The following is a 13,583-nucleotide window of genomic DNA, read 5'->3' as shown; positions in this document are numbered from 1 at the left end:
GCCGACTCGACCCCGGCTGGTGGGCCGGGGAAGACGAGGGGCGGGGCCTGGTGGCCCCGCCCCTCGCGGCATTTCCCGGGCCGTGTGCGGTCGTCCGGTGTGTGCGGTTTGGTCACCAACCGCAGGTTTTCGGCGGAAACCCTGCGGTTGGTGACCAAACGTGGGGTGTCCGGACCGGCTGACCGGCGACGAAGGAGGATCCTCGGCACCAGGTGCCGGAGATCCTCCTTCGTCGGGCAGGACGCGTGAAGGCCTACCCTCCGGGCATGGCCGGCTACTCCAGCACACCGCTGCGCGCCAAGCTCGGCATCCGGGACGGCCACGTCGTGCTGCTCGACCGGCTCCCGGACGACGTCGACCTCGGCGACCTGACCGGCGCCCACGTCGTACGCCGTCTCCCGGCGCGTGCCGACGTCACGCTGACCTTCCACACCACCCTGGCCACGCTCGCGGGCCGGCTGCCGGCCCTCCTGGAGCGCACCGCCACCGCCGGGTCGGTCTGGGTCTGCTGGCCCAAGAAGGCTGTCCACCGGGCGCTGGCCGAGCGCGGCGTCTGGGTCGACCTGGACGAGGGCAGGGTCCGCACCCTCGGGCTCGAGCTCGGCTTCGTCGACGTCAAGGTCGCCGCGGTCGACGACACCTGGTCCGGCCTGAAGTTCGTGCGCCGGCTGGCCGACCGCGCCTAGGGTCGCGGGGTGTCCCTCCCTCCTCGGGCCGTGGCCGTCGTGCAACGCGGCGCGGAGCTGCTGCTGATCAAGCGCCACCACCTCGGCCGCGACTACGCGGTGCTGCCGGGCGGGACCGTCGAGCCGGGCGAGTCCTTCGAGGACGCCGTGGTCCGCGAGCTGTGGGAGGAGACCACGCTGCGCGCCACGATCGACCGGGAGCTGCTGGTCGGGGAGCACACGCCGGGCCGCGAGGCGCGCTACTTCCTCGTGACCGACGTCCGCGGCGAGGCCCGGCTCTCCGGGCCGGAGCTCGAGGCGCACGGGCCGGACAACAGCTTCGAGCTGCTGTGGGCCGGGGCGGGAGACTTCGAGACGCTCGCCCTGCAACCGCACCACCTCAGGGCGGACCTGCCGCGGCTGCTCGATCTCTGAGGCCGCGTCCGCCGGGCCGACGGATCAGCGCGACGCGCGCCGCCCGCCGGGCGGAGGCGGCAGCGGGGGAGCCACGGGCGGCGAGCCGGGGTCGGCGGGCGGGGCCGACGGCGTGGACGACGCGCCACCCGTGATCCCGAGCCGGCGCAGCAGACGCGCGATGAGCATCAGGCCGACGAAGAGGCACGCGACCGCGCCCAGCGACGCCAGCGCGAGGAACCACCAGGCGTTCTGCTCGCCCGAGCGGGCGGTCCCGCCGAAGTCGATCGCGGCGTACACCAGGTAGCCCCACGCGACCACGGCGAGCGTCACGCCCGCGGCGAGCGGGAGCAGCGCCGGCTGCAACGACGGCTTCTTCTTCGGCCCCCGTCGCGACCCGACCCGCTTCCCCTGTGGCGCCACCGGGACATTGTGTCCGATCCGCCCAGCGCCCGCTCCCCGACCGGCCGGGGGGCCCGCGACACCCCGGCGTTGGTGGGCTGGACAGACGGTCAAGGGGGCCCGGACTGACCTATCCTGTCTCGGTGCTGGATGACGGGGGCGCGACGCACGCGGCGGGGGACGAACCCGTCGCGCCCTTGGGCCACCTCTACCGCCTCGGCTTCGAGCTGCGCAACGCCACCAGCATCGACCAGGTCGCGCGCAGCGTGCTGCTCGACCTCGGCGGCCTCGCCGGCGTACGCCGCGTCGGCCTCGGGCTGCTGGAGGGCGCCGGCCGCCGGGTGCGGTACGTCGCCACCGAGCACGCCGGCGACACCGCGCTCGACTGGTGCCACATCGACGCCTACGACGACGTCCCGCTCACGACGGTCACCCGCACGGGCGAGTCCGTCACGGGCAGCGTGGACGACCTCGAGGGCCGCTACCCGGGGCTCGTCGCCCGCCAGCGCGACGAGGGCACCCGCGCCATCGCGGCCTGGCCGCTGCCCGGCCCCGCCTCGCCGATCGGCGGCCTGGTGGTCTTCTTCGACGAGGATCAGACCTTCGACGACCCGCTCCGCCGGCTGTTCGAGGCCACCGCGCGCCGCACCGCCGACGCCGTACGCCGGATCCGCCTGGCCGGTGCGCTCGGCACCGGCGGTGTCGCCGGGGACGACCAGCTCGGTGGCACCGGCGTCCGTGCCTCGATCGTCCTCGAGGGCGACCCGCGGGCGCCCGGCGCCGCACGTCGCTTCGTGCGCCAGCAGCTGGACGCCTGGGAGGTCGAGGGCGACGTCGTCGACACCGCCCAGCTGTGCGTCTCCGAGCTCGTCACGAACGCCGTCATGCACGCGGGCACCAGCTCCGAGCTCAGCATCGACCTCGAAGCGGGCGTGCTCACGGTCGTCGTGCGCGACCTGGGCGGTCCGTCCGGCGACCCGGGCTCCTACGCCCCGGTGGTGGACGACGACGACCTGCGCGTCTTCGGACGCGGCCTGACCCTCGTGGACGCGATGGCGGACCGCTGGGGATCGGTGCGCGACGCCTCCGGCACGACCGCGTGGTTCGTGCTGTCCGTGGCGGACGTCGCGTCCTCCTCGCAGACCGGCTGAGGCTCCCCGGCCGGACGGGTCCGACACACCACCCGAAATGACTATTTCGGGCCCCGCGCAACGCGCTGACCTGCGGTTTCTCCGCGGGTGTGATCCAGACCGCAGGAATGTCGCGGGCGGGCTTGCGAACGCCTCGGACCGCGGCGTACGGTTACCACTACATCTAGTACTTACACCGGTGTAGTTATCCACATCTAGTTCACAGAACCAGGGTGGACTGCCCACAGGCAGCCGGTTGTTATGCACAGCAGCACCCCCGTTATCCACAGCCCAGCACACCCCAGAGGGGGTGTCTGAAGCGCGCCTGCGACCGTGAGAGGAGAGACCCGCGATGCACTGCCCGTACTGCCGCCACACCGACACCCGGGTCCTCGACTCCCGCGTCGCCGACGACGGCGGCCAGATCCGCCGCCGGCGTACCTGCTCGGCCTGCGCGAAGCGCTTCACGACCGTCGAGCAGATGCAGCTGACCGTGCTCAAGCGCTCCGGCGCCACGGAGCCGTTCACCCGCGAGAAGGCCGTCGCCGGCGTCCGGAAGGCCTGCAAGGGCCGCCCGGTCTCCGAGGACGACCTGGCCTGCCTGGGCCAGGCCGTCGAGGACGCCCTGCGCAGCGAGGGCTTCGCCGAGGTCCCCGCGAACGAGGTCGGCCTGGCCATCCTCGGACCGCTGCGGGTGCTCGACGAGGTCGCCTACCTGCGCTTCGCCAGCGTCTACCGCGCGTTCGAGTCCGCCGACGACTTCGAGGACGAGATCGCCATGCTCCGTGCCGAGCGCGAGGTGCCCGTCGTCGACGGCGCCTCGCTGGTCGAGCTCGTCGAGACCCCGCAGCCCGCCAGGAGCGGCTGACCCCAGACCGCCCGGAGTGGATCGTGGGGAAGCGATCCGCTCCGGGCGCACCACCCAGGAATGTCGGTGGTCCCCGTCAGAGTGGGACCCGAGGCCGGCACCAGCAGCACCGCACCGCCAGCACCAGCCAGACACAGCACACACAGCAGAGACACGGGACAAGAGGAGTCAGCATGACCGAGACGGTGAGCGGCGCAGCCGGAAGCGCTTCCACAGGTGCCAGCGCAGGGCTGAAGATCGAGCGGGTCTTCAGCACCGAGGGCGTCCACCCCTACGACGCCATCACCTGGGAGCGCCGCGACGTCGTCCAGACCAACTGGAAGACCGGCGCCACCGTCTTCGAGCAGCGCGGCGTGGAGTTCCCCGACTTCTGGTCGGTCAACGCCTCGACCATCGTCACCACGAAGTACTTCCGCGGCGCCGTCGGCACCGACGTGCGCGAGTGGAGCCTCAAGCAGCTCATCGACCGCGTCGTGAAGACCTACACCAAGGCCGGCGTCGAGCACGGCTACTTCGCCTCCGCGGTGGACGCCGAGATCTTCGAGCACGAGCTCACCTGGCTGCTGGTCAACCAGTACTTCTCCTTCAACTCCCCGGTCTGGTTCAACGTCGGCACCCCGTCGCCGCAGCAGGTCTCGGCCTGCTTCATCCTCTCGGTCGACGACTCGATGGACTCCATCCTGAACTGGTACAAGGAGGAGGGCTTCATCTTCAAGGGCGGCTCCGGCGCCGGCCTCAACCTCTCCCGCATCCGCTCCTCCAAGGAGCTGCTCTCCTCCGGCGGCACCGCCTCGGGCCCCGTGTCCTTCATGCGCGGCGCCGACGCCTCCGCCGGCACCATCAAGTCGGGTGGCGCCACGCGCCGCGCGGCCAAGATGGTCGTCCTGGACGTCGACCACCCCGACATCGTCGAGTTCGTCGAGACCAAGGCGCGCGAGGAGGACAAGATCCGCGCGCTGCGCGACGCCGGCTTCGACATGGACCTCGGCGGCGCGGACATCACCTCGGTTCAGTACCAGAACGCCAACAACTCCGTCCGCGTCTCCGACGAGTTCATGCGCGCCGTCGAGGACGGCACCGACTTCGCCCTGCGCGGCCGGATGCACAACGAGGTCATCGAGACCGTCGACGCCCGCGAGCTCTTCACCAAGATCGCGAAGGCCGCCTGGGAGTGCGCCGACCCGGGTCTGCAGTACGACGGCACGATCAACGACTGGCACACCAACCCGGAGACCGGCCGCATCACCGCGTCCAACCCCTGCTCCGAGTACATGTCGCTCGACAACTCCTCGTGCAACCTCGCGTCGCTGAACCTCCTGAAGTTCCTCAAGGACGACGACACCTTCGACGGCGAGCTCTTCGCGAAGGCCGTCGAGGTGATCATCACCGCGATGGACATCTCCATCTGCTTCGCGGACTTCCCGACCGAGGCGATCGGCAAGACCACCGTCGACTACCGCCAGCTCGGCATCGGCTACGCCAACCTCGGCGCCCTGCTGATGGCGATGGGCCTCGGCTACGACTCCGACGGTGGCCGCGCCATGGCCGCCGCGATCACGTCGCTGATGACCGGCACGTCGTACAAGCGCTCCGGCGAGCTCGCCGGCGTCGTCGGCCCGTACGCCGGCTACGCCCGCAACGCCGACGCCCACAAGCGCGTGATGCGCAAGCACCAGGCCGCGAACGACACCGTCCGCACCCTCGGCATCGCCGACCGCCAGGTCCACCAGCTCGCCACCGCCGCCTGGGCCGACGTCCAGACGGTCGGCGCCGAGCACGGCTTCCGCAACGCGCAGGCCTCGGTGCTCGCGCCGACCGGCACGATCGGCTTCATGATGGACTGCGACACGACGGGCATCGAGCCCGACTTCTCGCTGGTCAAGTTCAAGAAGCTCGTCGGCGGCGGCTCGATGCAGATCGTCAACCAGACGGTCCCGCGTGCGCTGCGCAAGATGGGCTACCAGCCCGAGCAGGTCGAGGCGATCCTCGCCCACATCGCCGAGCACGGTCACGTCATCGACGCGCCCGGCCTGAAGACCGAGCACTACGAGGTCTTCGACTGCGCGATGGGTGCACGCGCCCTCAAGCCGATGGGCCACGTCCGGATGATGGCCGCGGCGCAGCCGTTCCTCTCCGGCGCGATCAGCAAGACCGTCAACCTCCCCGAGGACGCCACGGTCGAGGAGATCGAGGACATCTACCTCCAGTCGTGGAAGCTCGGCCTCAAGGCGACGGCCGTCTACCGCGACAACTGCAAGGTCGGCCAGCCCCTCGCCACCGGCAAGGGCGACAACAAGGGCCAGGACTCGAACGCCGCCGCCACCACCGAGGCGACCGAGACCAAGACCATCGAGAAGATCGTCTACGCCCCCACCCGCAAGCGGCTCCCGAAGTCCCGCGTCTCGCGCACCACCTCCTTCACCGTGGGTGGCGCCGAGGGCTACATGACCTCGGGTGCGCACGACGACGGCCAGCTCGGCGAGGTCTTCCTCAAGCTCGGCAAGCAGGGCTCGACCCTCGCCGGTGTCATGGACGCCTTCTCGATCGCGGTCTCCATCGGCCTGCAGTACGGCGTCCCGCTCGAGACCTACGTCTCGAAGTTCACCAACCTGCGCTTCGAGCCCGCCGGCCTCACCGACGACCCGGACGTCCGCATGGCGCAGTCCCTCATGGACTACGTCTGGCGCCGCCTGGCCTTGGACTACCTGTCCTTCGAGACCCGCGAGGGCCTGGGCATCTACTCCGCCGACGAGCGCCAGCGCTACCTCGAGACCGGCTCCTATGAGCCCCTCGTCGAGGAGACCGGCTCCGCCGCCGAGCTCATCGACGACGACCTCGGCGGGAGCGACCTCGTTGGTCGAGTAGCGAGCGCCAGCGAGCGTATCGAGACCGTCGACGCTGTCGAGGTTGAGTCCGCCGCCGAGACCAAGGCACCCCAGGGCGTCCACACCTCCGCCGAGCTCATGGAGAAGATCACCGGCACCGCCGTCGACTCCCCGCTCTGCTTCACGTGCGGCACCAAGATGCGCCCCGCCGGCTCCTGCTACGTGTGCGAGGGCTGCGGCAGCACCAGCGGCTGCAGCTGACCGAGCGTTAGGTCACGAAAGGACCCTTCACCGTCACGGTGAAGGGTCCTTTCGTGCATGGTGAGCTGCGCCAGATGTCAGGGCTTCATCCAGTGCGGGTGCGTGTGGTTGCCCTTGCACACGTAGCGCCGCCCCTTGGCATCCCAGCCGTTCTTGCCGTACTTCGCCTGCGGACAGAACTGTCCGCCCTTGATGCACGTGCCCGACGACGTCTTCGTGCAGGCGTGCTGCTTGGCGACCACTGCCGAGTGCCCGTGCGCGGCCTGTGCCGGTGCGATGAACGCGACGGGCGCCGTCACGCTGAGCATTGCGACCGCGAAGCCCGCAAGTGTGGATCTGGCCTTCATGTCATCCCCCGATTTCCCGTGTCCCAGCCGAGTCGGCCGGAACTCCCGTGGCCAAGGGTGGGGTGTTTTCCACAGCCTCGGGGCCATGACCCAAAAACCGTCCACAGCGGGACATGGTCACCACCGGGCAGCCGATTGCTGCGGGGCCTGTCGTCGGCGTCGACCACGGCTGTCATGCTCGTCGCACACGGATCACGAGGGAGTGGCATGGCAGCGTCGTACTGGATCAACACCGTCAGCCTGGAGCACGTGCAGCTGGCGGTGGAGGGTGGGTTCACGCAGGCGCACCACGGCAAGGACACCGGGCTGCGGAAGCTGAAGCGCGGGGACGGGCTGGTGTTCTACTCGCCGCGGACCGCGATGCGGTCGGGGAGTCCGCTGCGGCAGTTCACCGCGATCGGGACGATCGCGTCGGACGAGCCGACCCAGGTGACCGTGCGGCCGGACTTCAAGCCGTGGCGGCTGGACATGGAGTTCGAGCAGGGCACGCACCCGGCGCCGGCCGGGGCGCTGCTGGAGCAGCTGTCGTTCATCACCGACGTGAAGCAGTGGGGCGTGCCGTTCCGGCAGGGGCTCTTCGAGGTGTCGGCGGAGGACTTCGCGACCATCCGTGCGGCGATGACGGCCTGAGCCGTGGGCACCGAGCCCGACGGTCCGTCCGAGGAGGACGAGGCTGTCGCCCAGGCCGCTCGTGACGAGCAGGTCCGGGCTGATGCGCGGCGGGCCCGCGCGCGGGCGGCGGAGCGTGCCGAGACGGTCGACTTCGTGCGGGAGCTCGGGTTCGGGGAGCTGCTCGACGACGACGAGTAGGGCGGGTCTCGATACGGGCGCTGCGCGCCCTACTCGACCAGCGGCGAGGTAGACCTGAGGCATGCGCGCGACTGCGATCACCTCCGTCCTTACCGCGGCCACCGCGGCGCTCGGCGCCAAGGGCACCGACCCCGACTCCGCGTGGTACGCCGCGCTCGACAAGCCGCGGTGGCAGCCGCCGGGGATCGCGTTCCCATTGGTGTGGACGCCGCTCTACGGGCTGATCGCGTGGGGGACCGGGCGGGCGATCGACCGGGCCGCGCCGGGCGACCGGACCCGGCTCGAGGTGCTGACCGGGGCCAACCTGGCGACCAACGCGGCGTGGAACTGGGCGTTCTTCGACCGGCAGTCGCCGGCGGCGGGGATGGGCGTGATCCTCACGCTCGACGTGCTGAACCTTGCCCTGCTCCGCGAGACCGCGCGGCACGACCGCAAGGCCGCGGCCGCCTTGGCGCCGTACGTCGCGTGGACGGCGTTCGCGACCGCGCTGAACGCGAGCATCTGGCGCCGCAACCGCTAGACCTCCCGGGGAGGCGCAGCCACGGCGTCGGCATACTGACTCCGATGACCGACGACCTGCCCCGCTTCGAGATCGACTGGCTGAAGACCGTCGCCGGTGCGCTCGCCGCGGTCTCCTCCGCGGTCCTGCTCTCGACGCTCGGTGCCGCCGGCACGATCATCGGCGCGGCGGTCGGCAGCGTCGTGATCACGGTCGGCAGCGCGCTCTACAGCCAGGGGCTCGCGCGCAGCCGCTACCGCCTCGCGCAGGCCCAGACGACGGCGTTGCGCAAGGTCGGCGTCGCCCAGGCGGAGGTACGCCGGGCCGGGCGTGCCCGCGCCGGGCGCGAGGCGGAGTCCCACCTCGACCATGCCGACGAGCGACTCGCGGAGGCCCAGGACGATCTCGAGGCGGTCGCCGACGAGCCCGCGACGCTGAGCTGGCGCGAGCGGCTCGCGCTGCTGCCGTGGAAGCGGATCGGGGCGTACGCCGCCGGCCTGTTCCTCCTCGCAGTCGTCGTGATCACCGGCTTCGAGCTGGTCGCCGGGCGCAGCGTGTCGTCGTACACCGGCGGCGGCTCCGGCGGGACCACCATCACCCACCTCGGAGGCGGCGGCGGGAGCACCGGCCAGCCGACGAGGACGCCGAGCGACAGCCCCGGCCAGGACCCGAGCCAGGACCCCAGCGGGTCCGTCGAGCCGTCCCCCTCGCCGTCGACGTCGCCCACCGACACCGCCAGCCCCAGCACCGACCCGTCGACGACTCCGACGGCGGCGACGACGACCCAGCCCCCCAGCCTGCCCACCCCGACCCCCTCGGCGGTCCCGTCGGGCTGAGGCCCGTGACGAAGGAGTGACCGTGACGGACGGACCGGGCGCCCGGCTGCGCGGCAGCTACCCGCTGGCGGTCGCCACCGTGCTGCTGGCGCTGACGCCCAGCCTGGTGCTGAGCACCGCGCTGCTGCCGCTGACCCCGCAGATCGTCGACGACCTCGGCACGTCGACGACCTGGCTCCAGGTCACCAACGGCCTCGCCAACGCCGGCCTCGCGCTCGGCGTGGTCGTCGCGTCGATGCTGGCGCAGCGCTTCGTGCAGCGACCGCTCTTCCTGGGGTACGCCGCCGCGTTCCTCGTCGGCTCGGTCCTGGTCGTGCTCGCGCCGTCGCTGCCGCTCTTCCTCGCCGGTCGCGTCGTCCAGGGCGGTGCCACCGGCCTGATGGTGATCTCGGCGCTGCCGCCGCTGATGACCGGCTTCGGCGCCGGCCCGCTGCCACGCACCATGGGCCTGGCGAGCCTCGGCATCTTCGGCGGCACCACGCTCGGTCCCCTCGTCGGGGGGTACGCCGCCGACGCGGCCGCCTGGCGCACGCTGATGTGGGTGGTGGTCGGTGCGGCGGTCGCCGGGGTGGTGGTCGCCGCCCTCGGCTACCCGGACCTCGACCCGCTGGACCCGGACCTGCCGATCGACCGCTCCGCCCTGGCGCTCGCGACCACCGGGGTGCTGCTGACCTACCTCGCGACCTCGCTGGTCGCGACGGTCACCCTGGCGTCGTACGTCTTCTGGGTGCTGTTCGTCGCCGGCACCGCCGCGGTCGTCGTGCTGGTCCTGGTCGAGCGCGGCAAGGACACCTCGCTGATGCCGGTCCGCGAGCTCTCGACGCAGCTGCCGGTCACCGGCACGCTCGTCGCGATGATCGCGGGCGCGGCCACCGTGACCGTGGTCGAGCTCGTGCAGCTGCACCTGGCGGGGGTCGCGAAGGAGTCGCCCGCCGCTGCGGGCCTGCTCTTCTGGCCGATGCCGCTCGGCCTGGCGGTGGCCTCGGTCGCGATCACCGCGACCTTCCGCACGCGCTACCTCCCCGTCCTGGTCAACATCGGCCTGGGCGCCCTCGCGGTCGCCACCGCGGCGCTGCTGCTCCTCTCGGCCTCGAACGTCGACTGGCTGGCCCCGGCGGCCACGGCGGTGCTTGGCTTCGGGGCCGGCGCCACCATCGCTCCCGGCCTCTTCCTCGCCGGACTGGGCGTGCGCGCGGACCTGCTGGGCCGCGCGTTCGCGCTCGTGCAGCTGCTGCGGCTCACCGCCAGCTTCGCCGTCGGCCCGGTGGTCGTGCACCTCGCCCAGACCCGGTCCTCGCTCGCCTCCGGCATCGACGTCGGGCTCTGGATCAGCCTCGGGCTCGTGCTCGCCGGTCTCGTGGTGTCCCTCGTCGTACCCGCCCTCTCGGGCGCCGAGCTGCACGAGCCCGACCTGGAGGCGTGGCTCGACGGCGAGCGCGGGATGTGGTCGCCGGCCACCGGCGCCGAGGTGCGCGACGACGTGCCGGACGCCGGCTGACCGGGTCCCGACGCCGGCCGATCGGGTCCCGCTGTCGGCGGTTTCATTCCTCCTCGCCGCGGTGTCGATGCTCACCAGCCGCAGCCCTTGTCCGGGGCCGCCCCCGACGTAGCGTCGAGAGCGAGCCACCCCCAGCGAGAGGACGCACATGAGCGACTACCAGGTCGTCAACCCGGCCACGGCCGAGGTCGAGAACGAGTTCGAGACCGCCACCGACGCCGAGATCCAGGACGTGCTGGCACGCTCGCACGCGGCGTACGCCGACTGGCGCACCACCAGCAAGGAGGAGCGCACGAAGGTGCTGCTCCGCGTCGCCGACCTCTACGACGAGCGCGCCGACGAGCTGGCCACGATCATCGCCCGCGAGATGGGCAAGCCCCTCAAGGAGGGCAAGGGCGAGCTGCAGCTGGTCGCGTCGATCTACCGCTACTACGCGAACGAGGGCCCCGGCCTGCTCGCGGACACCCCGCTGAGCCCGTCGATGGGCGGCGACGCGCTGGTCCGCAAGGAGCCCGTCGGACCGCTGCTCGGGATCATGCCGTGGAACTTCCCGTACTACCAGGTCGCCCGCTTCGCGGCGCCGAACCTGATGATCGGCAACACGATCATCCTCAAGCACGCTCCGCAGTGCCCCGAGTCGGCGCTCGCGATCGAGCAGATCTTCCACGACGCCGGCCTCCCGAGGGACGCCTACGTCAACGTCTTCGCGACCAACGACCAGTCGGCCGACATCATCGCCGACGACCGCGTCGTCGGCGTCTCCGTCACCGGCAGCGAGCGCGCCGGCTCGGCCGTCGCCGAGATCGCCGGGCGCAACCTCAAGAAGGTCGTGCTCGAGCTCGGCGGGTCCGACCCGTTCATCGTGCTCGACACCCAGGACCTCGCCTCCGTCGTCGAGAACGCCGTCACCGGCCGGATGGGCAACGCCGGCCAGGCCTGCAACGGTGCGAAGCGGATGATCGTCGTCGACGCGTTGTACGACGACTTCGTCGACGCCTTCACCTCGGCGATGGCCGGGCTGACCCCGGGCGACCCGCTGGCGGACGGCACCGACTTCGGCCCGCTCTCCTCCGAGCAGGCCGTGCAAACGCTGGTCGAGCAGATCGACGACGCCGTCAGCAAGGGCGCGACCTTGCGCACCGGCGGCAAGCGCGTCGAGCGCACCGGCGCCTTCATGGAGGCGACCGTCCTCACCGACGTCACCCCCGAGATGCGGGCCTTCGGCGAGGAGCTCTTCGGCCCCGCGGCCGTCGTCTACCGCGTCCGGGACGCCGACGAGGCCATCGAGCTGGCCAACCGCTCCAGCTTCGGCCTCGGCGGCACCGTGCACACCGACGACACCGCCCTCGCCGCCCGCGTGGCCGACCAGCTCGACACCGGGATGGTCTGGATCAACAGCGCACAGGGCTCGGTCGCGGACCTGCCGTTCGGCGGGACGAAGCGCTCCGGCGTGGGCCGCGAGCTCGGCCCGTACGGCATCGACGAGTTCGTCAACAAGAAGCTCATCTACTCGCCGGCCGGCTGACCTGGCGGCAGCCTCCGGCGTACGACGACGCCCTCGAGCCTGGTGGCTCGGGGGCGTCCGCGCGTCGTCGGACGACCTCGGGCGGGGTTGTCCACAGATTGCCCGGAGGGGCTTTCGATCGCGTCCTCCCCGGCTGATCGTGGAGGCATGCCGAAGTCACGGGGACGTCACCACCGCCGATCGTCACGCCGACCGGGCCCGCGCCCGCGTCCGCGCTCGGGTGCGCGCAGCGCCGAGGACCCTGCCTCGCCGGAGTTCCGTCGGAACATGGCCGCGGTGGTCGCGGCGGACGAGGCCGAGGCGCGTGGGGACGCCCTCGGAGCGCTCAGGATCATCGACGAGCTGGCCCGGCAGCTGCCGGCGTCGGCGGCCTTCTGGCGGCCGTGGCGGGTGCGGCGCCTGCTGCAGCTCACGACCCTCGGTCCGGTGCTGCCGCGCTGGGTGACCTCGCGGTGGATCCTGGCGCAGGCGTTGCAGCACCTGTCGCCGACCGGGAGTGCCGCCGCCCGCTCGCGGCACCGGCGCGCGCTGGACCTGGCGATCGCGCTGCGCGGCGGACCGGGCACGCTGCCCGGCGTCGACGAGGCGGACCGGATGGCCCGGGTGATGGACCACGACTGGGTCTACCGCCAGCTGTTCCTCTACGAGCTCGGGGGCCTCGCCGCGTTCCTGCGCAGCGGCGCGTCGGCCGACCTGGTTGCCGGCGCCGACCAGATCCAGGCGTGGGCGGCCGCGCCGATGGGCGGCTACCGGCTGCTGGAGACCTCGACGTTCGGCGACCTGTGGATCGACCTGGGGGATCGGGAGGTGCGGGTCACCCCGAACATCGGGAGCTCGTCCCTCGTCGTGCCGGGCGAGTGCGTCGTCGGGCGGCTCGTGCCGACGTACGGCGGCACGATGTTCGAGGCGGCACCGCTGTTCGTGCCCGACGACGTGGCGCGGGCGGTGGCGGCGGATCCTGCCGGTTGGTACGACGCGCTGCGGGCCGTGCCGGACGGGACCGACTCCCCGACCTGCCGACCGGCGGGGGATCTCCAGGGCCTCGTGAGCGACGTGCCCTCGGCGGTGCTGGGGGCGTGGCTGGCGGACGTCGCCGAGGTGCCGGCGCGTGAGCGCGACGTGCCCCACGTGCTGGCGCGGGGGGCCCTCGACCTCGCCCACCAGCTCCTCGACCCGGTCGCGGAGCTGTGGGACGACGCGTCCACCGAGGGGGAGCGCCAGGAGGCGGTGGATGACCTGATGCGGCGGGCGCGTGAGGCGGAGGGGGACCTGATCGACCCGTGGTCGGTGATCGGGGCGCTGCTGCTGTCACCCGACGCGGTCCGGGGCATGGCGACCGCGATGCTCCCCTCCGACGTGCCGCTGCTCGAGCGGCTGGGGGAGCTGCTCGCCGAGCCGGCTGCCGAGTGGTGCCGGGTGCTGGCCGAGGAGCTGCCGGAGGCCGCGTGAGGGGACGAGGTGCGTCAGCTCCGGGGGCGCACGTCGTACGTGATCGCCAGTGCA

At 72.0% G+C, this 13,583-nt stretch carries 14 protein-coding genes; 12 read left to right on the top strand and 2 right to left on the bottom strand.

Annotated features, from left to right (window positions below; translation table 11 throughout):
- Window positions 1-266: 266 nt before the first annotated feature.
- Together H5V45_RS07535 and H5V45_RS07530 are read left to right on the top strand one after the other, a co-directional pair.
- A complete protein-coding gene (locus H5V45_RS07535) occupies window positions 267-686 on the top strand; it encodes a DUF3052 domain-containing protein (RefSeq protein ID WP_185252360.1) in 420 nt (139 codons plus the stop codon).
- A 9-nt stretch (window positions 687-695) separates the two neighbouring features.
- A complete protein-coding gene (locus tag H5V45_RS07530; protein WP_185252359.1) occupies window positions 696-1,100 on the top strand; it encodes an NUDIX domain-containing protein in 405 nt (134 codons plus the stop codon).
- Window positions 1,101-1,124: 24 nt separating this feature from the next.
- Here H5V45_RS07530 and H5V45_RS07525 read toward each other — a convergent pair whose 3' ends face one another.
- Window positions 1,125-1,502 carry a hypothetical protein gene (locus H5V45_RS07525; RefSeq protein ID WP_185252358.1) on the bottom strand — a complete coding sequence of 126 codons (378 nt, stop codon included), beginning with the start codon at window positions 1,500-1,502 and terminating at the stop codon, window positions 1,125-1,127.
- 122 nt (window positions 1,503-1,624) lie between these two features.
- On the opposite strand from H5V45_RS07525, the gene H5V45_RS07520 reads away from it, so the two are divergent.
- The 3 genes from H5V45_RS07520 (at window position 1,625) to H5V45_RS07510 (ending at window position 6,565) form a co-directional block, all read left to right on the top strand.
- On the top strand, window positions 1,625-2,632 hold the full coding sequence (locus tag H5V45_RS07520; protein ID WP_185252357.1) for an ATP-binding protein: 1,008 nt from the start codon (window positions 1,625-1,627) through the stop codon (window positions 2,630-2,632).
- A 331-nt stretch (window positions 2,633-2,963) separates the two neighbouring features.
- On the top strand, window positions 2,964-3,479 hold the full coding sequence (gene nrdR, locus H5V45_RS07515; protein WP_185252356.1) for a transcriptional regulator NrdR: 516 nt from the start codon (window positions 2,964-2,966) through the stop codon (window positions 3,477-3,479).
- 173 nt (window positions 3,480-3,652) lie between these two features.
- Complete coding sequence (locus H5V45_RS07510; RefSeq protein ID WP_185252355.1) at window positions 3,653-6,565, top strand: vitamin B12-dependent ribonucleotide reductase; 2,913 nt, start codon at window positions 3,653-3,655, stop codon at window positions 6,563-6,565.
- Between the two features lie 77 nt (window positions 6,566-6,642).
- Here H5V45_RS07510 and H5V45_RS07505 read toward each other — a convergent pair whose 3' ends face one another.
- Window positions 6,643-6,912, bottom strand: a complete 270-nt coding sequence (locus H5V45_RS07505) for a hypothetical protein (RefSeq protein WP_185252354.1) — start codon at window positions 6,910-6,912, stop codon at window positions 6,643-6,645.
- A gap of 207 nt (window positions 6,913-7,119) precedes the next feature.
- Between H5V45_RS07505 and H5V45_RS07500 the strand changes: the two genes are divergently transcribed.
- The 7 genes from H5V45_RS07500 to H5V45_RS07470 all read left to right on the top strand — a co-directional run bounded on the left by H5V45_RS07500 (window position 7,120) and on the right by H5V45_RS07470 (window position 13,529).
- The gene (locus tag H5V45_RS07500) at window positions 7,120-7,542 is read left to right on the top strand and encodes an EVE domain-containing protein (RefSeq protein ID WP_185252353.1); all 423 of its coding nucleotides are present in this window, start codon (window positions 7,120-7,122) and stop codon (window positions 7,540-7,542) included.
- A gap of 3 nt (window positions 7,543-7,545) precedes the next feature.
- Entirely contained in the window at window positions 7,546-7,722 is a 177-nt protein-coding gene (locus H5V45_RS07495; protein WP_185252352.1) for a hypothetical protein, read from the top strand.
- Window positions 7,723-7,783: 61 nt separating this feature from the next.
- The gene (locus H5V45_RS07490; RefSeq protein ID WP_185252351.1) at window positions 7,784-8,242 is read left to right on the top strand and encodes a TspO/MBR family protein; all 459 of its coding nucleotides are present in this window, start codon (window positions 7,784-7,786) and stop codon (window positions 8,240-8,242) included.
- A gap of 44 nt (window positions 8,243-8,286) precedes the next feature.
- Window positions 8,287-9,057 carry a hypothetical protein gene (locus tag H5V45_RS07485; RefSeq protein WP_185252350.1) on the top strand — a complete coding sequence of 257 codons (771 nt, stop codon included), beginning with the start codon at window positions 8,287-8,289 and terminating at the stop codon, window positions 9,055-9,057.
- A 22-nt stretch (window positions 9,058-9,079) separates the two neighbouring features.
- The gene (locus H5V45_RS07480; protein WP_185252349.1) at window positions 9,080-10,555 is read left to right on the top strand and encodes an MFS transporter; all 1,476 of its coding nucleotides are present in this window, start codon (window positions 9,080-9,082) and stop codon (window positions 10,553-10,555) included.
- Between the two features lie 148 nt (window positions 10,556-10,703).
- Window positions 10,704-12,080, top strand: coding sequence for an NAD-dependent succinate-semialdehyde dehydrogenase (locus H5V45_RS07475; protein WP_185252348.1), 1,377 nt, complete (start codon window positions 10,704-10,706; stop codon window positions 12,078-12,080).
- A gap of 267 nt (window positions 12,081-12,347) precedes the next feature.
- Entirely contained in the window at window positions 12,348-13,529 is a 1,182-nt protein-coding gene (locus tag H5V45_RS07470) for a hypothetical protein (protein WP_185252347.1), read from the top strand.
- Window positions 13,530-13,583 lie beyond the last annotated feature (54 nt).

The sequence above is a fragment of the Nocardioides luti genome, assembly GCF_014212315.1.
Taxonomy (GTDB): Bacteria; Actinomycetota; Actinomycetes; order Propionibacteriales; family Nocardioidaceae; genus Nocardioides; species Nocardioides luti.
This window is presented reverse-complemented; position numbering and strand designations above follow the sequence as displayed.

Excerpts from the sequence above, each read along its gene's own strand:
- H5V45_RS07505 (WP_185252354.1), bottom strand. The coding sequence starts at position 6,912 with ATGAAGGCCAGATCCACACTTGCGGGCTTCGCGGTCGCAATGCTCAGC.
- H5V45_RS07475 (WP_185252348.1), top strand. The coding sequence starts at position 10,704 with ATGAGCGACTACCAGGTCGTCAACCCGGCCACGGCCGAGGTCGAGAAC.
- H5V45_RS07500 (WP_185252353.1), top strand. The coding sequence starts at position 7,120 with ATGGCAGCGTCGTACTGGATCAACACCGTCAGCCTGGAGCACGTGCAG.
- H5V45_RS07470 (WP_185252347.1), top strand. The coding sequence starts at position 12,348 with ATGGCCGCGGTGGTCGCGGCGGACGAGGCCGAGGCGCGTGGGGACGCC.
- H5V45_RS07510 (WP_185252355.1), top strand. The coding sequence starts at position 3,653 with ATGACCGAGACGGTGAGCGGCGCAGCCGGAAGCGCTTCCACAGGTGCC.
- H5V45_RS07535 (WP_185252360.1), top strand. The coding sequence starts at position 267 with ATGGCCGGCTACTCCAGCACACCGCTGCGCGCCAAGCTCGGCATCCGG.
- H5V45_RS07490 (WP_185252351.1), top strand. The coding sequence starts at position 7,784 with ATGCGCGCGACTGCGATCACCTCCGTCCTTACCGCGGCCACCGCGGCG.
- nrdR (WP_185252356.1), top strand. The coding sequence starts at position 2,964 with ATGCACTGCCCGTACTGCCGCCACACCGACACCCGGGTCCTCGACTCC.
- H5V45_RS07485 (WP_185252350.1), top strand. The coding sequence starts at position 8,287 with ATGACCGACGACCTGCCCCGCTTCGAGATCGACTGGCTGAAGACCGTC.